The following is a 20,866-nucleotide window of genomic DNA, read 5'->3' on the forward strand; positions in this document are numbered from 1 at the left end:
GTCTAGAAGAACTGGCCGTTACCGGTGGCGACCACCACGACGTAGAGCAGCACGGCGACGGCGACGACGACCGCGCCGATCACCAGCCAGTTGCGCTGGGGACCGCCGCCTCCGGAACCGGCGCCACCTGGCCCGCCACCGACCGGTCCGCGACCGACCGTGCCGCTCATCCGCGGAGCTCGATCGAGCCGACGCCGAACGCGAGCCGGGACGTCAGCGCACGCACCCGCTCGGTGAGTTCCGCCAGCTGTTCGGTCACGCGCACGGCTGCGGTGCCCCCGACGCCGTCGCGGCTGTTCACGGAACCCTCGACGGTGAGCACGCTCCGCACCTCCGGCACGAGGTGCGGAGAAATGGCCGAGAGGTCGTTGTCGCCCACCTCGTCGAGGCCGATCCCCCGCTCCTCGGCGAATGACACCAGCGCGCCGGTGATCTCGTGCGCGTCGCGGAAAGGCACGTGCTGCTTCACCAGCCACTCGGCCACATCGGTGGCGAGGGAGAAGCCCTGCGGCGCGAGTTCCGCCATCCGCTCGCGATTGAACTCCAGCGTGGCGACCATGCCGGTGAAGGCGGGCAGGAGCACCTCGAGTGTGGTGACCGAGTCGAAGACCGGCTCCTTGTCCTCCTGCAGGTCGCGGTTGTACGCGAGCGGCAGACCCTTGAGGGTCGCGAGCAGCCCCGCCAGGTTACCGATCAGGCGGCCGGACTTTCCACGGGCCAGTTCCGCGATGTCGGGATTCTTCTTCTGCGGCATGATCGACGACCCCGTCGAGTACGAGTCGCTCAATCGCACGAAGCCGAACTCGCGGGTGTTCCAGAGGATGATCTCCTCGGCGAAGCGGGACAGGTCGATACCGAGCTGCGCGGCGATGAACGCGAACTCCGCTACCACATCGCGGCTCGCGGTGCCGTCGATCGAGTTCTCCACGCTGCGCGCGAAGCCGAGGTCGGTGGCCACGGCGGTCGCGTCGAGACCGAGCGTGGACCCGGCGAGCGCGCCGGATCCGTAGGGCGACACGTTGGCCCGGGCGTCCCAGTCGGCCAGGCGTTCGAGGTCGCGCACCAACGGCCAGCAGTGCGCGAGCAGGTGGTGGGCGAGCAGCACGGGCTGCGCGTGCTGCAAATGCGTTCGTCCGGGCAGGATGGCGCCCTCGTTCGCGTCGGCCTGCGACGCGATGGCGTCGATGAGCTGCAGCACGTGGCCCGCGATGACCGCGGCGTGATCGCGCAGGTAGAGACGCACGAGCGTGGCGATCTGGTCGTTGCGGCTGCGGCCGGCGCGGAGCTTGCCGCCGAGCTCCGGGCCGGCGAACGTCATCAGCCCGCGCTCCAGCGCGGAGTGCACGTCCTCGTCGTCGGGCTCGGCGACGACCGTTCCTTGCTCGACCGCCGCGCGCAGCGCGTCGAGTGCACCGAGCATGCGGTCGAGTTCGTCGGGCGTCAGGTATCCGGCACCGGCGAGGGCCCGGGCGTGCGCCTTCGATCCGGCGATGTCGTAGGGCGCGAGTTGCCAGTCGAAGTGTGTGGATCGGCTCAGTTCGACGAGTTCCGGGGCTGGACCACCGGCGAACCGGCCGCCCCACAGGGCACCGGCAGCACCGGCCCGGTTGCCGTCACCGGTCGGAGCGTCGCCACCGGAAAGATCCTCGGCTGCACGCATGTCGTCTCCCCGATCGTCGTCGTGCGGTTGTTCCGTGGTCATGCCTGACTGCCTTCGCCTGGGGCGGACTGGCGCAGGAGCCAGACGAGCAGCGCCTTCTGCGCGTGCAGCCGGTTCTCGGCCTCGTCCCAGATCACGGACTGCGGCCCGTCGATCACCTCGGTCGACACCTCGTACTCGCGGTCGGCGGGGAGGCAGTGCAGGAAGATGGCGTCGGCGTTGGCGGTCGCCATCGTGGCGGGTGTGACCTGGTAGGCGCTCAGCTCGGAGAGGCGCTGCGCCTTCTCCTCCTCACGGCCCATGGACACCCACGTGTCGGTGACGACCACGTCGGCGCCGCGCACCGCCTCGTCGGGGTCGTCGAGCACGCGCACCGAGCCGCCGGTGCTGGCGGCGATGCGCTCCGCATCCGCCACGACATGGTCGGCCGGCGTGTACCCGGTGGGAGCGGCGATGCGCACGTGCATGCCGGCGGTCGCGCCGGCGAGCAGGTAGGACTGCGCCATGTTGCTCGCCCCATCACCGAGGAACGTGACCGTCTGACCGGCGAGCGCGCCGCGGTGTTCGCGGATCGTGAGCAGGTCGGCGAGCAGCTGGCAGGGGTGGAAGTCGTCGGACAGCGCGTTGACCACGGGAACGGTGGTACCCGCGGCCATCTCGTCGAGGCCCGCCTGCGCGTAGGTGCGCCACACGATGGCGGCGACCTGGCGCTCGAGCACGCGGGCGGTGTCGGCGGCGGTCTCCTTGCCGCCGAGCTGGCTGCTCGCCGTGGAGATGATGAGCGGATTGCCGCCCAGGTCGGCGATGCCCACGGCGAACGACACCCGGGTGCGGGTGGACGACTTGTCGAAGATCACGGCGACGGTCTGCGGACCGGCGAGCGGCCGCTCGGCGTATCGGTCGCGCTTCAGCTCCACCGCAAGATCGAGGATCTCGGCCTGTTCGGCCGGAGACAGGTCATCGTCGCGCAGGAGGTGCCGAGTCATCGCATCGCTTTCGTGGGCTGGGAGGAAGGAAGAAACCAGCCTAGGGGGTGGGCCCCGCGACGGTCGCGTCGCGGGGCATCCCGGTGCTGCTGCGGTGCTACTCGGCGGCGGGAACGACGAGGCCGCCCCAGGTGTCCTGCATGTACTGCTTGGTCTCCTCCGACAGGAGGAGTTCCTTCAGCGTCGCGATGCGCGGGTCGTCTTCCAGCTCGGGACGGGTGGCAAGAACGTTGTAGTACTCGCTGTCCTCGCCTTCGAGCAGGATGGCCTGGTCGGCGCTCAGGCCGGCCGGCAGCGCGAACGAGATCGTGACGAACGCGGCATCCGTGTCGGCCACGGCCTGCGGCAGGCTCGCATTCTCGATCTCGATGAACTCGAAGTCGCTCGGGTTGTCGGTCACGTCGGCGAGAGTCGTGGGCTCGTCGGTGGTCTCGATGAGACCCTCGGCGGCAAGGAGCTTGAGGGCGCGGCCCTCGTTCGTCGGGTCGTTCGGGATGGCGATGGATGCGCCGTCCTCGAGGTCCTCGAGGCTGTCGACGGTGTCGCTGTAGAACGCGGCGCTCGGCAGGTAGATCTCGCCGACGCTGATCAGGTCTCCCCCGCCCTGCTCGTTGTAGGTCTCGAGGAACGTGGAGTTCTGGAACAGGTTCGCGTCGACCACACCATCGGTGAGGGCGGTGTTCGGGGTGTTGTAGTCGGTGAACTCCTGGAAGTCGATCTCGAGGCCCGCCTCCTCGGCGAGGTTGTCCTGCACGAACTTCAGGATGTCGCCCGCCGGCGTCGCGAGGGCGCCCACGGTGATCTCCGACGTTTCGCCTTCGGCGGCCGGGGCGGCGGCCTCGTCGGGCTCGGCCTCCGACGCGCAGGCGGTGAGTCCGAGGGTCAGGGCGGCGGCAGCGGAGAGGGCCGCGATGCGCGTGGTGCGTGAGGGGAGCATGGGTTTCCTTCGGTTGAGGCTGATTCGAGAACGGGCAGGCGCCGGTGGGGGTGCGGCGACCGTGGGAGAACGACGGGCGGGACGGACGAAGTGTCAGCCGCCCCGCGGTTCACGCGCCAGGAGCCGCCGGAACACCGGACTCTCGGCGGGGGTGGAACTGCGGTGCGACAGCTTGCGGGCGACGGCGGAACCCACCCCCTGCAGGATCATCACCAGCACGAACAGGATGATGATGACCGCGACCATGTGGATGCCGCTGTATCGCTGGTAGCCGTAGCGGATGGCAACGTCGCCGAGGCCACCCGCCGCGATCACGCCGGCCATTGCGGAGTAGTTGATGATCGAGGTGATCGTGGTCGACACGCCGAGCACGATGCTCGGCAGGGCTTCCGGCACCAGCACCTTCGCGACGATCTGCCACGAGGATGCGCCGAGCGAGTCGGCGGCCTCGACGAGACCGTGGTCGACCTCCTTGAGGGCGATCTCCACCATGCGCGCGAAGAACGGGATGGCCACCGCCGACAGGGGAACGACCGCGGCTCCCGTACCGATGAACGTGCCGAGGATGAGTCGGGTGACGGGGATCAGCGCGATCATCAGGATGATGAACGGCACGGCGCGGCCGAGGTTGACGATGAACTCGAGCGTGCGATTCAGCGCAATGCCGAGCGCACGGCTGCCGAACGGACGCTCGAATAGCCCGCCGGGTTCGGTTCCGACGAGCACCACGCCGAGCGGGAGCCCGACGACGATGGTGATGAGCAGCGAGAGCGTGACCATGTACAGCGTCTGGCCGGTGGCCACGAGGAGCACGTCGACGAGGTCGCTCCAGAAGGTGGGCGCGTTGACGTCGATCATGCGGCCTGCCCCCGCATGACTTCGACGAGGAGTCCCTGTGCGCGCAGTTCGGCGATGGGCAGCGCGTGCAAATGGGCCGGCCCGGGCAGTTCGAGTCGCGTGCGACCCGCCTGATTGCCGCCGATGTGTTCGATCACCGCACCGAGGATGCTGACGTCGATTCCGTGTCGGCGGGCGAGTTGGGAGATGACCGGCGAATCGGCGGTGCCGCCACTGAAGGTGATGTCGACGATCGTGTTCGCGTTCGAGTCCGGGACCGGGCCGAGAGGGAACAGTTCGCCGGCGAGCCGGGATCCGGGCCGGGAGATCAGTTCGACGATCGATCCCTGCTCCACCACGCGCCCGCGCTCGAGGAGTGCCGCCGAATCGCAGATGCGCTTGACGACCTCCATCTCGTGCGTGATCAGCAGAACCGTCAGGTTCAGTTCGCGGTTGATCGTCTTGATCAGGTCGAGGATCGACCGGGTGGTTTCGGGATCGAGGGCGCTCGTGGCCTCGTCGGAGAGCAGCACCCGCGGGTTGCCGGCGAGCGCGCGGGCGATGCCGACGCGTTGCTTCTGGCCGCCCGACAGTTCCGCGGGATAGGAGCGGGCCTTGGCGCCCAGTCCGACGAGCTCGAGGATGTCGGCGGTACGACGGCGGCGCTCGGCGGGGTCGGTGCCGATGATCTCGAGACCGAGTTCCACGTTGCCCTGCACGGTGCGGTGATTGAGCAGGTTGAAGTGCTGGAAGATCATGCCGATCTGCTGGCGCGCGAGGCGCAACTCGCGTCCGCTCAGCTCGGTGATGTTGCGTCCGGCCACGGTCACGCTGCCGGAGTCGGGACGCTCCAGCTGGTTCACCATGCGGATGAGCGTGCTCTTGCCCGCGCCGCTCTGGCCGATTACGCCGAAGATCGTGCCATCCGCGACTTCGAGGCTCACGTCATCGAGCGCGCGCACGGCGGGGCCGCCGCTGCCGAAGGACTTGGTGAGGGAGGAGATCGTGATCACGGTGGATCAAGTCAAGCAGGGCGGGAGGACGCGGTCGAATCGGTGTTACCGATTGTGAAGGGCGGGTCTTGACAGAGGAGAGTGCCTCGCGCGTGCGGCTCCTTTCCCGGGGCCTTCCCCTGCAGCACGCTCCAACCCGGCTGGGAGGGAGCACCGGCATACTCGATGCATGGGTTGGTTCGATCGCTGGCGGCGCGCGCGGACTCCCCCGCTGCACGTGGCGATCGATGAGGGCACCGGTCCGGTCGTCGTGCTCGTGCACGGGATCGCCTCGTCCTACGTCACCTTCGACAATCTCGTTCCGCTGCTCGTCGAACGGCACCGGGTGATCGCGATCGACCTGATGGGGTTCGGACAGTCCGATGCGCCGCCGGATGCGCGTTTCACGATCGAGGAGCACGTGGATGCCCTCCGCGAGACTCTCGACACCTTCCGCTTGCGGGATCCGGTAGTGCTGGTCGGCCATTCGATGGGCAGCCTCATCGTCAGCAGGCTGGCCGCCACGCTCCCCGACCGGGTGTCGAAGCTCGTGCTGGTGAGCCCTCCCGTCTACCTCTCCCCCAGCGCGCTCGGTGATCCGCGCGAACGAAAAGCCATGGGGCTGTATCTGAGGGCGTACGAGTTCCTGCGCACGAACAAGGTGTTCACCATGCGCAATGCGGCGATGCTGGCGCGCATTTCCCCGATCAAGAACGTGCTCGAGGTCAGCGAGCGCAACTGGAACGCCTTCGTGCTCTCGCTCGAGAACCTCATCGAGTCGCAGACCGCGATCAGCGACATCGCGTCGGTAAAGGTGCCTGTGGAGGTCGTCTACGGGGCGCTAGATCCCTTCGTCGCCCCCGGCGGGATGCGCATCGTCGAGCAGATGCGCCACGTGAACGTGCGTCGAGTGGAGGCGAGCGACCATCTCGTGCGGAAGCGCCTCGCCCGGGCGGTGGCGAGCGCGATCGGCTGACGGTCGGTCCACTCACGGTCGTCAGCCGCGGGCGAGGCGCTCGGGCTCACCCGGCGGGCCAGATCGCGGGAGGCCGGCACGCAGTAAGTCGGCATCACGGAGCTATCCCGAGCGCCTGCAATGTGCGCTCCGCGAGTTCGACGAACGCGTCGTGTCGCCGTTGACCATCGGTGCGGATCGAGCGCGGTCGACCATGGCCGGCCTGAATGTCATGGGCGAGGAACTCCTCGTCGATCCGGTGCAGCGCTCGAAGAAGTGCGGCCCCGGACTCGCCACGAAAGAAGACGCGGATGCGCAGCAGACCGTCGACCGGTTCCCCCGAGAAGTCGATGCCGCGTATGGCTTCGAAGATCAGCTCGGCCGGCTCGCCCTCGACGAGGGGGTGGGGTTGAGGGGTCATGTCCGGAAACTAATCCGACCCACACCACCGTTGGCCGGTGAGAAGGACGATCGTGGACTGGTCGCCGCCACCTCCGCGCGTGGAGGAAAGCGCAAGAAGCGAGCGCCGCTACGCCCCGTCCCTTCCCTCGACCAGTTCGATGAAGGCACTGAGCTGTGCAAGTGCCATCGCGTTCGTCGGCAGGTACTCCGTGAGCGCCGGGGAGTAGAGGAGGTACGCCGCCCACTGCGCACGGGAGATGGCGACATTCAGGCGGTTCGCCATCAGCAGGAACTCGAGCCCGCGTGGCACCTCCGCAGCGGACGATGCCGACAGCGAGACGATCGCGACGGCGGCCTCCCGCCCCTGGAAGCGATCCACCGTGCCCACGGCCACATCGCCGAGGCCCGCGGCGCGAAGCGTGGACGAGATCAGGTCGACCTGAGCGTTGTACGGCGCCACCACGATGATGTCGTCCTGGTCGAGTGGCGCCGTTCGACCATCGATCGTCCACGGCCGACCGAGGTGGTTGCGCACGATGTCGAGCACACGGTCGGCCTCCTCCTCCGACGACGTGGCGTTGAGCGTGTGCTCCACGGGCACGGCGTGGAGTCCAGGTTCGACTCCGTCGAGGTGGCGCTCCCCCGCCGCGGATTCGAGCTTGCCCTCGTAGGACAACCGGGACACGGGAGCGCACACCGCCGGATGCATGCGCCAGCTCTTGGCCAGGAAGTACCCGAACTCCGGCGGCAGCACGTCGTGCCCGTCGCTCAACCAGCCGAGCGCCGACTCGTCCACCGGTTCCGGGTGCGTGGCCTGGCTGACCTGAGGGAGCTGCTGCGGATCGCCCAGGAGGAGCAGTCGTTGCGCGCCCGCGGCGGCGGCGATCGTACTGGCGAGGGAGAACTGCCCTGCTTCATCGATGACGAGCAGATCGAGTGCGCCTCGGGGCACCTGGTTGGCGTTGCTGAAGTTCCACGCGGTTCCGCCGAGGACGCGGCCTCCCGGTTCCGCGAGGAAGGTGGTCACCGAACCGGGATCGAGCGTCATCCATGCGACCTGCTCGTCATCACCCGACTTGGGGCGCTTGCCGATTCGTGCGGGATCAAGCCCGGCGGCCACGATCGCTTTCAGCATGTTCTTCACCGTCTCGTGAGACTGGGCCACGACGCCCACCCGCCACCCGTGGTTGGCGACCAGATCGGCGATCACCCGTGATCCGGTGTAGGTCTTGCCCGTTCCGGGAGGCCCCTGCACGGCCAGGTACGAGCGGTCGGTGGCGAGAAGGGTGTCGCGGATCGCCTCGACGATCTCCTGACCGGATGCCGCTCGGTGGTCACCGCTCCCCACGGGAAGGGGCAGCACGGCACCGGCCGACCCGCGCGGTGGCACGCGACGCAGGATGTCGAGTGCGGGGTCGGGCAGCATGTCGGGAAGGGCGTCGTGCACCCGCTGTCCCCATTCGGCGATGGCGTCGACCTGGGTGCCGGGCGACGGCGGCGACGCCGGAGCCAGCGCCATCGGGAGGGAGTCGTACGGTTCACCCTTGTTCGGCAGCTTCTCCTTGATCAGGTAATCCCCGATCCCCACGTCGACGATCCGAGTGCGGGAGTGCGCGTATCGCGTTCCCGGCTCCCGATCCTCATCGCCCGGGGGGTACGGCTCGTCGTACAGGAGATACGGTTCGCCGTCGACTTTGAGCGAGCTGCCCGGGGCGACGGTGCCTGCAACGCGCAGAGTGCGGGAGGCGTTGCGGTCGGCGCCATCCTGCGACCAGTCGCGTTCGACCGTCACCTCCTCGATGACGAGCACGTCCCGGGTGTCCGCCCATTCGTCCACCGGGGCGCGGAGCCGATCGAAGTGCTCCTGCCAGAACTTCTTGCCCTCGCGGCGGTGATAATCGATGGCCGCGGACGCCAGTGCGACGGCGGTGTCGTCGGTGGTCCGGTCCCGATGCGGCACTCCCGCGACCCTGCCCGCCAACGCGAGGTACACCGGGCTGGGTTCCCGCAACGCCGGCATGTCGACGTCGAGGTCCGGCACGGATGCCGGCGCCACCCCGTTCTCGGCCGCACGGGCGAGCAGCCAGTCGCGGAGTCGCAGGGTGGACACGCAGTCGTAGCGGTTGTAGTCCTCGATGTCATCGAGCTTCGCCTGTGCCGCCGCCGTGTCGCCGTTGCGGAACATTCGCCGGGACTCCGCGTATTCGGTGATCGAGTCGGCGGCGTTGTCGACGCCCTCCCGGTGCTCGTCGCCCATGTAGAGCGGCTCGAGCTTCTTGAGCGAGTAGCTGTGCGATCCGACCCGGACGCTCTTCTTGACCATGGGGTACAGGTCCACGAGCACGTGGGCGCGCAGCAGCTCGTCCACCTGCTCCTCCGCCACGCCATGCCGTGCGGAGATAGCGAGAAGGTGTACGCGCTCGTAGGCGGCGTAGTGGTAGATGTGCATGCGCGGATACCGGCGGCGACGCTCCGTCACGTAGGCGAGGAAGTCCAGGAGCGCCTGACGCTCCTCCGCGTAGTCGTGCGCCCAGAAGGCGCGGAAGGTGCCATCGGACTCGACGAGGCCCCACAGGTAGTCGATGCCCCACTCCGGACCGGCCTGTTCGCTGTAGAGCGGATCGCCCTCGAAGTCGAAGAAGATGTCTCCCTCGTCGGGCTCCGGTAGCGCGCCGAGGGCGCGCGGGTGGAAGACCTCGAAGGGCACTCCGTCGATCCTCTGGAGTCGTGCCTGAGCGCGATGCCCGGCGAGTGTGGTGTCGGCGATGCCCGGCACGGGCCCGGAGCTCCCCGCAAGGTCGTCGATGGTGACGATGCCCGCGTCGTTCAGCCGCTTGCGCTGCGTGAGGCGCATCCCGGCCACCATCAGCAGGTCGCGGTGCAGTTCCACCTGCTGCTTGCACTCCGCGCACCGCCCGCACACCGAGTAGCGGGGGTCGCCCCACGCGGTCGCTTCCGTCTCGGTGAGTCGTTCGTCGAGCTGCTGCTGGAGCCGTGCTCGGCGCTTGCGGTACACCGGGAGGATGTCCCGGATGCGATGGGTGCTCGTGCGCCCGTCTCCGAGCAGCAGGTGCACAGCGTCGCCCATAGGGATGTGCAACCCGTCGAGTTGGTCGCTGTAGGCCGCGAGTTGGAGGAGCGCGGTGACCTTGGCGCTGCGGGCGAGCTTCGTGTCGTACACCTCGTACCGACCCGCATCATCGCGCAGGATGAAGTCGGCGTAGCCGAGGAATCGGCCGTCGAAGAATGTGGCCTGGAACAGCGCGTCCGCCCCGTTCCGCAGCGCACGCTCACTCTCCCGCGCGGCCTCGACGAGACCGGTGATCTCGGGACGCTCGAACTCCACGACCGCTCGGGTGCGCCGTAGTTCCTCGAGCGTGCGCCGCTCGTGCAGGTCACCCAGTTCGGCGGCACGCTCCAGCATGGGGTCGGCCTCTTCCTCCGCCGCCTCAACTCGACCGAGCTTGGAGTCCAGCTTGCGCATGAGGGCCCACTCGCACTTCGCCGCGGCGGTGAGGTCGGTGGCGCTGTAGATGACGTCGTCGGAGAGCAGAAACACGGGCGCCTTTCGGGGAGGTGGTCGGAACTGAGGCTAGCGCGCACCCCCGACGCCGGCCCGTGTGCCGCTGCTGGGGCGATGCGGCCGCGGGTGTGGAGGAGGAGTGCGAATGCGAATGCGAATGCGAATGCGAATGCGAATGCGAATGCGAATGCGAATGCGAGGGCGAGGGCGACCGGTGTAACAGTCGGGGGTCGGGTACACGTCAGCGCGACGGCCGGAACGACCGAGCGCGCTATGGCCGTTACGGCCGAAAGGTTACGAGCCCGACCGGGCGCCCACGAGGCGTTCTGCGTCGTCGTCGACGCTGTCGGTTCCGCTCGCGGCCGGGCGGTCGAGTGACCCGTGGGACGCTCGACCACCGGACCCCGACACATAGCCGACCTCGGGGAGGTCGTAGGTGGTCGAGATCTCGCTGTGTCCGGCGTCGCTCACCGTGACCCGCAGCTTCGCCGCGATCTGTTCCTTCATCGTGTCCACGTGACTGATCAGCCCGATGGTGCGACCGCCCGTGCGGAGCCCGTCGAGCGTGCTCATCGCCGTTTCGAGCGTCTCGCTGTCGAGCGAGCCGAATCCCTCGTCGATGAACAGGGTGTCGAGCGTGATGCCGCCCGCCTGATTCTGCACCACCTCGGCGAGGCCCAGGGCGAGGGCGAGCGACGCCAGAAAGGTCTCCCCGCCGGACAGCGAATGGGTCGCGCGGGACCGCCCCGTGTGCTGGTCGAGGATGCTGAGGCCGAGTCCGGAGCGGGAGTTGCGGTACTGCACCCCGTCGTCATGCTCCAGCGCGAAGCGTCCGTGCGTCATCGTGCCCAGTCGGGCATTCGCCGCAGCGACGATCTCCTCGAGTTGCGCGGCGAGCACGTAGGTCTCGAGCCGCATCCGCTTCGTGTTCGGCTCGAGTCCCTGCACCGCGGCCGCGAGCTCGCGCAGCTGCGTGTACTCCTGGTGGCGTCCGGCCGATCGGGCGTGCAGAGCACGGACGGAGTCGACGAGTGCGCGGAACGAGGTGGCGCGCTCGGCTAGCGCGGTGCGCGTGTCGCGAGCGGCGTCGCGATCTCTTCGAGCCGCGTGCAGGGCGGCGAGCGTCGCGTGGGTGTCGATCGGCTCGGAGGGCAGCTCTGCCATGCCTTCCTCGACAAGCGTGGCCGATGCCGTAGACACGGCCCGGTCATGGTCGCGGATGCGGACTTCGAGCGAGGCGATCCCACTCTTGTCGCGGCGGGCGGATGCGACCGAGTCGTTATCGGCGAACTGATGCTCGGTCCTGTGCTCCGTGAGCGCCGCATCCGCCTCGGACGCGGCGAGTCGGCGGGTTCTGACCTCGGTGCTCGCCTCCACCACCGCGACGGCCGCGCTCAGGTGACCGGTCAGGAAGTCGATTCGAGCGCTCACGCTCTCGAACGTTCCGCGCGCCCTCGCGAGCCGCGCTCGCACCGCTTTACGGGCGCTCTTTCGCTCCGCCACTCGTCGCGCTGCGGCTTCCTTCTCCTCCCGCTGGCGGTCGAGCTCGGCGATCGCCCGCTCGAGGTTCCGCTTCAGTCGGACGAGTTCGGCGTTTCGGGCCGCGACCTCGGTGCGAGCGGACTCGGCGTTCGCGAGAGCCGACTGGGCGGCCATCAGGTCGCTCTCGAGCTGTGCGACGGTCTTACCACCGGATCTCGCCCGGAGGTCGGCGAGCTCGGTCGCGAGTCGTCGAGCGGCATCGTGAGCGGCGTCCATGTCGGACCTGCGGTCGGTGGCGGCGTCGCGGGCGTCGTCGATGTCCGCTTCGGTGACGGGAGCGCCGTCGTGCGCCGATGGGCTCGGGTGAGCGACCGACCCGCAGACCGCGCAGGGCTCGCCGTCCACCAGTTGCTGCGCGAGCTCGGCGGCGTATCCGCCCAGGCGCCTCTCCAGAAGCCCGTCGAGCCGGGTCGCGGCAGCGCTGAGTGCGGTGCTCGCCCGCTTCTCGGCGAGGAGTGCGTCGTTGTGCGCCCGGTCGACCGTGACAGCCTTGGTTGCTGCCGACAGGGCGGCGGCGACGCGCTCGACCCGTTCGGCCGACGACGTCTCGGCCGACGCCCGAAGCTGAGCGTCGAGGAAGGCGGTGGTCTCGGCGTCGATCCGTCGCGGGAGGTCGTCGACCCGCGAGGAGGCGTCGTCCAGCGTCGATGTCGCCTCGGCGAGCGCGGTCTTCGCCTCCGCGATGTCGTGCTCCAGGAGCGACAGCTGCCTCTCGTCCTCGATGGCGGACTCGAGACCGCCGAGTTCCCGGGTGAGACGGTCGACGGTGTCCCCGAGCGTGTCGGCCGGTGCGGTGGCTTCATCGAACGCGCTGTATGCCTCCCGTGCCCGCGTTTCGGCGTGGAGCGCATGCTCGACCGCCTCGGCCGCGATGCGGGCCCGAACGACGTGGGGCCACACCGACGCCGCGCGGGAGGCCTCCGCGACGGTCACCCGGTCGCGCTCGATGCTCGGGCGCTCCTCCTCGAGCGCCGACAGCCGCTGCACGGCGGCGTCTCGACGGACCTGCAGCGTGCGGGCATCACTTCGCGCACGGTGAGCCGCGTCGGCGGTGGCCACGCGCTCTTCGGCGCCCGCCGTCTTCCGCGTGGCGTCGGCCAGCGCGTCATCCAGGTCGGAGAGGGCGGTCTCGAACCACTCGACATCGGCGGAGGGCGGTTCGGTCTCGAGTCGCAGGATCTCCGCCGCTCGACTGGCGAGGGATGTCGCCTGCGCGCGGGACTCGGCGAGCTCCGCCTCGAGCGTCTTGCGGCGGTCCGCCAGAGCCGTCTCGACCTGTTCGAAGCGGCGGGTGCCGAACAGGGTGCGCAGCACCGCTTGCCGCTCGTCGTTGTTCGACCGCAGGAATTTCTGGAATCGGTTCTGGGCGAGCAGGATGACCTGCAGGAACTGGTCTTTCGTCAGTCCCACGATGTCGTCCAGGTGATGGGCGACATCAACCTCACGGGCGGCGACCCCGCGCCATCCGGCGCCCTCTAGCACGAACAACTCGACGGTGGCGGCTTCCTTGGTGGTGCCCGACCCGCGACGCTTGGGGCGGTCGTACTCGGGTGAGCGGCGCACACGGTAGTCCGTTCCGTTCACCCGGAACTCGAGCTGCACGAACGTGGGGTCGTCGAGGGCGCAGTGGTCGCTGCGGAGCGACTGCGCCGTGCCGTCGTATCGCGGAACCCGACCGTAGAGCGCGTAACAGATGGCGTCGAGGATGCTCGATTTGCCGGCGCCGGTCCTGCCCATGATGAGGAAGATTCCGTCCTCATCGAATCGCTCGAAGTCGACGTGCTGTTCGTTCTTGTAGGGCCCGAAGCCCGCGAGATCGAGGCGGAGGATCTTCATGCGGCGTTCTCCTTCGCGACCTGCTCGGCCAGCACGTCGGCGATGAGGTCGCGCTCGTACTCGGACGGACCGACGCCGTTGCGCACGTGCTCGAGGAACCCGGCGACGATCTCTGTGTCGCTCTTGGCCCGAACGCGCTCACGATAGGTGGTGTCGTTCGACTCGGCGGTGACACTCGGCCGATGTTCGAGCGCGGCGCACCACGGGAATCGCTCCTGAAGCCGGCGCATGCCATCGAGGGGGCGCACCCGATCGGTCAGTACGGCGAACACCCAATCGTCCCGACGGTCGTCGTGCGCGGGGTCCATGAGCAACTCGTCGAGCGTGCCGGTCAGGACGCTGAGCCGGCGCGGGACGGGGAGGTCCAGCCACTCGACGGCGGCGAGTCCGCTGGCGTCGAGGTCGACGATCCAGCTGCCCCTGGGCTTGTTCGCCTCACCGAAGGAGTAATGCAGCGGGGCACCGGAGTACCGCACCCGGTCGGACAGCGTGGCGCGGCCGTGGATGTGACCGAGTGCGACGTAGTCGGGACCGTCGAACGCGCCCACCGGCACGAGGTCGAGCCCGCCCGACGTGATGTCCCGCTCGACATCGCTCGCCGCCATAACGGCGACGTCGTCGGCCGGCACTCGGCCGGACGCTCCCGCATCGGCGTCGACGGTGGGGTCGGATGCGGGAATGTTGGCGGCGAAGCAGTGCGACAGCACCACCGACCGGGCACCGCGCACGCGGATGTCCGCGCGGACACGGTCCATGGCGAAGTCGATCACCCTGGCGTGGCTGCGAAGCTCGGCCTCGGGGTACAGGTGCCGAACGAGTGCCGGTTCGAGGTAGGCGATGCCGTAGAAGGCGACGGGTCCGTGCTCGTCGGTCAGCACAACGGGCTGATCATGCTGATCGGGTCGGGTGAGCACGTGAATTCCGGCGAGGCCGGCGAACTCCGCCTGGAAACCCAGGCGGGTCGCGGAGTCGTGATTGCCGCTCGTGAGGATGACGACCACTCCGGCGTCGCGGAGGCCGCGAAGCGCGGAGCTGAGCACCGAGTAGCACTCGGCCGACGGCGTAGCGGAATCGAAGATGTCCCCCGCCACGACGACCACATCGATGCCGCGACTCCGCACCTGGTCGACAAGGGCATCGAGCACACGGCGGAGGTGCACCAGCGTCGAGTGCCCGTGGAAGGTGCGCCCGATGTGCCAGTCGGAGGTGTGCAGGATCCTCATGCGATTACGTTAGCCGCGACCCCCGACACAACCGTTCAGTCGTCCCGCTGAGTCGCTTTCGGGCACCGCCAGCAGGCGCGTCCCTTCGACAAGCTCAGGGACAGAGGCGGACCATTCTTTCAACAGGCTCAGGGACCGAGGCGGACCCTCCCTTCGACAGGCCCGGCGGGCGTGCCGGTGCGTCCCTTCGACAAGCTCAGGGACCGAGGCGGACCCTCCCTTCGACAGGCTCAGGGACCGAGGCGAACCATCCCTTCGACAAGCTCAGAGACCGAGGCGGACCATCCCTTCGACAGGCCCGGCGGGCGCGCCGGTGCGTCCCTCAACAGGCGCAGGGACCACGGCCGGTGCGGCTCAGGACCCCGCGGGAAAGCCGTAGTCGTCCTGTGCTACCCAGCGCACCCCGTGCGCATGGCTGAGCAGAACTGCCCGGAGGGACAGCGGCGACAGATCAGCAGCCCGGTGCAGGGTACTCGCCCAGGCGAGATCGGACGGCGTGAGATCGCGTCCGCCGTACCGTTCCAGCACCACGATCACCTGCCGGGCGTCCGTGGCCTCGGCGACGTGGGCGAGTACCGCGGCGAACCGGGCCGGGTCGTCCGGCGAAGGGGATGCGGGATGATCCCGGATCGGCATCAGCAGCGGCAGTTGCACACCGGATTCGGCCACGAAGAGGTACCAGATCTGCCGACGGGAGGCCCGCCCGATCAGTGCCCCGACGCGGTCTTCCACACGCGCATCGGTGGTGAGGGGAAGCAAGGATTCGTCGTATCGGAGCGGTTTCATCCGCCCAGCGTCGGGTACGCCGATCCGCGGTGGGGTCGGCGTACCCGGCTTGTGCAGGCCGGGCCGCACCGCCGCCCTGGGGAGGGCTCAGTGTTCGCGCCGACTCACAACCGAGGACTCAGAACCAGAGGCTCAGCCACGGAGCGACCGGCGAGCGGAACGACGCGTCCACCGCATCCGCCGAACCGGAGCGCAGTTCGGTGATGCGCCCCGCACGGACGAGCGTTCGGGCCGACACTCCTCCGAGATACAGCGCGCCGAGCTCGTTCACGGTGAGGGCGAGGGACGCGACGCCGTCGGGCACGCTGTCGCCCTCCCCGAGTCGCGTGACCGACGCGGTGCCGTCGTCGGCGATGTCCATGAGCACGACGCCGGAAGCGAAGCCGAGGGGGTCGGTCACGTCGAGCGCGATGCGGTTCACGGCGGAGTACCGGCGCGCCTCGAGCGACGCCTTCGGGTCGAGAATCCGCACCCAGAGGTGGTCGCCCTCCTGCGACTTGCGAGCGGCGCGCTGATCGGCGATCTGCCAGTAGACCGGTTCCTCGACCGACCGCAGCGACGCCGTGACCTCGGTGATGAGGTCCATCTCGAGCAGGTAGCGCCAGATGCCCGCGTAGGCGTCGTCGGTCGCCGCCACGGCGTAACGCAGATCGAGAGTGTGCGCCGCGAAGTCCTTGTCCTGGTTCACGAAGCGGTAGATGGCGAAACCCTGAGGCGTGCCCGACTCGTCGTCGTAGCGGACCGCGGTCATGTGCTTCGCGTGCTGCGTGCTCTCGCCGGTGAGACACGCGATGTTCTCCCACAGGTCGGTCCACGGCTGGATCTGACCCGGGGTGTTCAGCCGCACGCGCTCGATGAGGTCGGCGCCGACGTCGCGGAGGTCCTCCAACGACACGGTGTGGATCCGACCGGATGCCGTGGGCCCCGTCCACCTGGCACGCCGGGTGTTGATGCTCCAGGTCGACGCCATCGCCGCGGGCGCGAAACCGAACCGGGCGTAAATGGTGGCTTCCGACACGGTGAGCATCGCGAGCGGCGTGCCGGCCGAGTGCGCGGTGCGCAACTCCCCCTCGAGCAGCGCGCGGGCGATCCCCTTGCGGCGGTGAGTGGGAGCCACGGTGACGTCGCAGATCGCCCACCCCGTGACGCTCGTGTTCCCGGGCACGGTCAGCTGCGAGGTCGTGGAGGCGAGGGTCGCTACCGGGGATACGGGATCGGCGGCGGTGGGATCCCAGACGCCGGTCGTGCGCCGGAAGGCGATCCCGTCGAGCTGGGACTTCAGGTGCTCGGTCGACGGGCTCGCGCCGTGGAATCCTCGCGCGACCGCCCGGAGCCAGGCGGTGAAGGCGTCGGCATCCGCCGTGTCGACGAGCCCGAGGCGCAGGCCCTCGGTTCCGAGGCGCTTCGCGGAGTCCGCGTCGATGGGCAGGTGCTGGTTGTCACGAGTCATCTCTTCAGGCTATCGGCGGCTCCCGATGTGCGAGGGAGATGGGCGCGGAGGAAAGGCGGGGCGGACGTACGATTTACGGATGTCGTCGGTCGCTCCCCCGCTGGTCGATGTGAGCCACATCGTGCACCTGGTCGGCCGGTCGTCATTCTCTCGTGGTCAGGCGTACGCCAAGACGGGGGCGGTCGAGCACGTGGAGTGGGACGCCGATGCTCGACTGCTCACCGGCATCGTGCGCGGGACGACCCCGCAGCCCTACCGATGCACCGTCGACCTCGTTCCGGACGGGCACGGCGGCAGCCGACCGACCTACAGTTCCTGCTCGTGCCCGATGAGCTTCGACTGCAAGCACGTGGCGGCAGCGCTGCTGGCGGGCAACGCCGCCCACGTGCGTTCCCTCGGCGGAACGAACGCCATTGACGCGGCATCGACGGCGGAGCCGGCGGTCGCTGCATGGAAGTCCGCCGTGGGCGCCCTGCTGCCGAGCGGCACGGTCACCCCCGGCACCGGCGTCGACCGGAGACAGAACGGGACCGGGTGGGCAGGAACGCCGGCGCACACCCCGCTCGGGCTGCTGTTCGAGCTGCGGGAACAGACCCCGCGCACGCCGCAGCGCTGGCGAGGGTCCGCGGCGAGGACCGCCGCTCACGAGCGAAACTCCGGCCGTGATCAGGCGGAAGCGCCGGACTATCGGCTCGGCGTCCGCCCGGTGGTGCGCAGCCGCAGCGGCAACTGGGTGCGCACCACGGTGACCTGGAACACCATCGCCTACTCGGCGAATCGGCTGAATCTCGACCCGGACCAGCACCGATGGTTCTCGCAATTCCCGGCACTGCACCGGGCCGGTGCGCAGGTGTACTACGGCCAGGACCCGGACTGGCTGTACCTCGACGACTTCGCCAGTCCCCTTCTCTGGCACCTGCTGACGGATGCGCAGCGACTCGGTATCCCGCTCGTCGGCGTGCGCAAGGAGGACACGGTCGTTCTCGGGCGCGCCGCCGAGGTCACCCTCGATGCGACCCGGGATGCGGAGGGCGACCTCCACCTGACGCCCGTGCTGTCGGTCGACGGCCAACCGCACGGCGCCGCCACCGCCGGACGCATCGGCACCCACGGCGTGTACAGCCACTCCCTGCCCGCGCCGGCATCCGTCGTGCTCGCGCCCACGACCGGTCCGCTGTCCGACGAGCAGGCGGCCCTGCTGGGGCGGGCTGCCGAGACCGTCATTCCCGCCACGGACGCCGACGAGTTCCTCACCGACTTCTATCCGGCGCTGCGGCAGAACATCGAGGTCGGCAGTTCGGATGGGTCGGTGCGGCTGCCGGAGATCGCGCCGCCGATCCTGGTGTTGACCGCGACGTTCGGAGCGAAGCACGCGCTCCGGCTCGACTGGGACTGGGAGTACCGGCGCGGCGCCGCCGTCGCCCGCATTCCGGTGTCACGCCCGACGGCGGATGCGGATGCGGGTGCGGACGCCGATGCCGCTGGGGAAGTTGCCGCTGATGCTCATGCCGCCACTGATGCACCCACCGACGCGGGCGCTCGCCATGGCGAAGCGCGGCCGTCCGTACCACCGGTCGCCCATCGGGACGCCCGTGCGGAACACGCCGTGCTCGACCGGGCGCGCGAGGTGGTGTCGGGCTGGGACTCTGGGACGGCCCACCTCGCGGCTGGCGCGACGCTGCGGGACATCGACGCCGCCGAGTTCACCGAAAAGGTGCTGCCCGTCCTGGCGGAGCTCGACGGTGTGCGGGTCGACGTGGTGGGCACGCAACCCGACTACAGAGAACTGACCGAGCCGCCCGTCTTCACCTTCACGACGGCGGAGACCGATCGCCGCGACTGGTTCGACCTGGGCGTACTCGTGCACGTGGAGGGTCGGGAGGTGCCGTTCGGACCGATCTTCACCGCGCTGTCCCGCGGCAAGACCCGACTTCTGATGCAGGACGGAACCTATCTCTCCCTGGACCAACCGGCGTTCGAGCAGCTGCACGACCTCATCCGGGAGGCGCAGGCGCTGACCGAGTGGGAGACCGGACTGCGCATCAGCCGCTACCAGGCCAGCCTGTGGTCGGAATTCGAGGACCTCGCCGAAGACACCGAACAGGCCGAGGCGTGGCGTGTCGCCGCGGCGGGGCTGCTCGACAGCAGCACCGTGGCCGAGATCCCGGCGCCCACGAGCCTGCAGGCCACACTGCGGCCGTACCAACTGGACGGATTCCGGTGGCTGGCCTTCCTCTGGCAGCACGGTCTGGGCGGCATCCTCGGCGACGACATGGGACTCGGCAAGACGGTGCAGGCGCTCGCGCTTCTCCTGCACGTGAAGGAGCAGTTCCCGGAGTCAGCCGCGCCCCGACGCCCGTTCCTCATCGTCGCGCCGACCTCGGTGGCGCCGAACTGGCTCTCCGAGGCGGAGCGTTTCGCTCCGACGCTGAACGTGGTCGGCGTGTCCAGCACGCAGAAGAAGAGCGGGACGCCCCTGGCGGATGCTGTGGCCGGCGCGGACGTCGTCGTCACGTCCTACGCCCTCTTCCGGCTCGACTTCGAGGCCTACCGCGCAGTCGACTGGGGCGGTCTCATCCTCGATGAGGCGCAGTTCGTGAAGAACCGGGCATCGGCGGTGCACGCCTGCGCGCGCGACCTGGCTGCGCCGTTCAAGCTGGCGGTGACCGGAACTCCAATGGAGAACAACCTGATGGAGCTGTGGGCGCTCTTCGCCGTCGTCGCTCCCGGCCTCTTCCCGTCGGCCCGGAAGTTCACGGAGGACTACTCGCGGCCGATTGAGCGCGGTGCGGCGAGTCCCGCACAGGGATCCGCAGAGGCCACGGTGGCGCCGCCGGGTCGCGGCGTCACCGATCGGGAGGCGGCGGAGCACGGCGCGAAAATGCTCGCCCGCCTGCGCCGACGCATCCGACCGCTCATGCTGCGACGTACCAAGGAGCTCGTGGCGAAGGACCTGCCCGCGAAGCAGGAACAGGTGCTGCGCATCGACCTGGCGCCCGCGCACCGGAAGCTCTACGACACGTTCCTGCAGCGCGAGCGGCAGAAGCTGCTCGGGCTGCTGGAGGACATGGACCGCAACCGGTTCATCGTGTTCCGGTCGCTCACCCTGCTGCGGATGCTGAGCCTCGACGCGTCACTGGTGGACGAGAAGTACTCCGCGGTGCCGTCGACCAAGCTCGACGCGTTGTTCGAGCAGCTCGACGACGTGGTGGCGGAGGGCCACCGCGCGCTGATCTTCAGTCAGTTCACGACGTTCCTCGGCAGGGCCGCCGCGGGTCTCGAGCGTCGCGGCATCCCGTACAGCTATCTGGACGGGTCGACCACGCGTCGGGCCGAGGTGATCGATGCGTTCAAGGGCGGCACGGCGCCCGTGTTCCTGATCAGCCTGAAGGCCGGAGGCTTCGGCCTCAATCTCACCGAGGCGGACTACGTCTTCCTGCTCGACCCGTGGTGGAACCCGGCCACCGAGGAGCAGGCCGTGGACCGCACCCACCGCATCGGCCAGACGAAGAACGTCATGGTCTACCGGATGGTCGCGACCGGCACGATCGAGGAGAAGGTGATGGCGCTCAAGGAGAAGAAGGCGCGCCTGTTCAGCTCGATGATGGATGACGATGCCGTCTTCAGCTCGGCGCTCACCGCCGACGACATCCGCGGCCTGCTCGACGCCTGAGGCTCGCGCCGGGCAACACGGTGCGTCCCTTCGACAGGCTCAGGGACCGTACGGGCTCAGGGAC

Annotated in this window: 14 protein-coding genes; 2 read left to right on the forward strand and 12 right to left on the reverse strand. The window is 69.1% G+C overall.

The window, feature by feature from the left end; genetic code table 11:
- Positions 1-2 precede the first annotated feature (2 nt).
- The 6 genes from EY822_RS15225 to EY822_RS01330 form a co-directional block, all read right to left on the reverse strand.
- The gene (locus EY822_RS15225; RefSeq protein WP_227496930.1) at positions 3-170 is read right to left on the reverse strand and encodes a hypothetical protein; all 168 of its coding nucleotides are present in this window, start codon (positions 168-170) and stop codon (positions 3-5) included.
- On the reverse strand, positions 167-1,660 hold the full coding sequence (gene argH, locus EY822_RS01310) for an argininosuccinate lyase (RefSeq protein WP_150308703.1): 1,494 nt from the start codon (positions 1,658-1,660) through the stop codon (positions 167-169). Before argH ends, EY822_RS15225 begins: the two co-directional genes overlap by 4 nt.
- A 38-nt stretch (positions 1,661-1,698) precedes the next feature.
- Positions 1,699-2,646, reverse strand: coding sequence for an ornithine carbamoyltransferase (argF, locus tag EY822_RS01315; protein ID WP_150306618.1), 948 nt, complete (start codon positions 2,644-2,646; stop codon positions 1,699-1,701).
- A gap of 97 nt (positions 2,647-2,743) precedes the next feature.
- Positions 2,744-3,583: a MetQ/NlpA family ABC transporter substrate-binding protein gene (locus tag EY822_RS01320; protein WP_150306619.1), complete on the reverse strand. Its 840-nt coding sequence runs from the start codon at positions 3,581-3,583 to the stop codon at positions 2,744-2,746.
- Positions 3,584-3,676: 93 nt separating this feature from the next.
- Positions 3,677-4,441: a methionine ABC transporter permease gene (locus tag EY822_RS01325; protein ID WP_150306620.1), complete on the reverse strand. Its 765-nt coding sequence runs from the start codon at positions 4,439-4,441 to the stop codon at positions 3,677-3,679.
- Positions 4,438-5,433: a methionine ABC transporter ATP-binding protein gene (locus EY822_RS01330; protein ID WP_150306621.1), complete on the reverse strand. Its 996-nt coding sequence runs from the start codon at positions 5,431-5,433 to the stop codon at positions 4,438-4,440. The genes EY822_RS01325 and EY822_RS01330 overlap by 4 nt, the downstream gene beginning before the upstream one ends.
- Before the next feature lie 169 nt (positions 5,434-5,602).
- Here EY822_RS01330 and EY822_RS01335 point away from each other — a divergent pair, with 169 nt between their 5' ends.
- Complete coding sequence (locus EY822_RS01335; protein ID WP_150306622.1) at positions 5,603-6,388, forward strand: alpha/beta fold hydrolase; 786 nt, start codon at positions 5,603-5,605, stop codon at positions 6,386-6,388.
- Between the two features lie 94 nt (positions 6,389-6,482).
- Here the strand turns inward: EY822_RS01335 and EY822_RS01340 are convergent, their stop codons facing one another.
- From EY822_RS01340 to EY822_RS01370, 6 genes are all read right to left on the reverse strand, one after another.
- A complete protein-coding gene (locus EY822_RS01340; RefSeq protein ID WP_150306623.1) occupies positions 6,483-6,788 on the reverse strand; it encodes a DUF222 domain-containing protein in 306 nt (101 codons plus the stop codon).
- A 108-nt stretch (positions 6,789-6,896) separates the two neighbouring features.
- Positions 6,897-10,328 carry a TM0106 family RecB-like putative nuclease gene (locus EY822_RS01345; protein ID WP_150306624.1) on the reverse strand — a complete coding sequence of 1,144 codons (3,432 nt, stop codon included), beginning with the start codon at positions 10,326-10,328 and terminating at the stop codon, positions 6,897-6,899.
- 258 nt (positions 10,329-10,586) lie between these two features.
- Positions 10,587-13,670 (reverse strand): AAA family ATPase, encoded by a 3,084-nt coding sequence (locus EY822_RS01355; RefSeq protein WP_150306625.1) that lies wholly within the window; start codon positions 13,668-13,670, stop codon positions 10,587-10,589.
- Positions 13,667-14,893, reverse strand: a complete 1,227-nt coding sequence (locus EY822_RS01360; RefSeq protein ID WP_150306626.1) for an exonuclease SbcCD subunit D — start codon at positions 14,891-14,893, stop codon at positions 13,667-13,669. Before EY822_RS01360 ends, EY822_RS01355 begins: the two co-directional genes overlap by 4 nt.
- A gap of 354 nt (positions 14,894-15,247) precedes the next feature.
- On the reverse strand, positions 15,248-15,679 hold the full coding sequence (locus tag EY822_RS01365) for a hypothetical protein (RefSeq protein ID WP_150306627.1): 432 nt from the start codon (positions 15,677-15,679) through the stop codon (positions 15,248-15,250).
- 118 nt (positions 15,680-15,797) lie between these two features.
- Complete coding sequence (locus EY822_RS01370; protein ID WP_150306628.1) at positions 15,798-17,129, reverse strand: GNAT family N-acetyltransferase; 1,332 nt, start codon at positions 17,127-17,129, stop codon at positions 15,798-15,800.
- A 79-nt stretch (positions 17,130-17,208) separates the two neighbouring features.
- Between EY822_RS01370 and EY822_RS01375 the strand changes: the two genes are divergently transcribed.
- Positions 17,209-20,802, forward strand: a complete 3,594-nt coding sequence (locus EY822_RS01375) for a DEAD/DEAH box helicase (protein ID WP_227496931.1) — start codon at positions 17,209-17,211, stop codon at positions 20,800-20,802.
- Positions 20,803-20,866 lie beyond the last annotated feature (64 nt).

Origin of the sequence: Planctomonas psychrotolerans (assembly GCF_008642235.1) — a bacterium.
Lineage (GTDB): Bacteria > Actinomycetota > Actinomycetes > Actinomycetales > Microbacteriaceae > Planctomonas > Planctomonas psychrotolerans.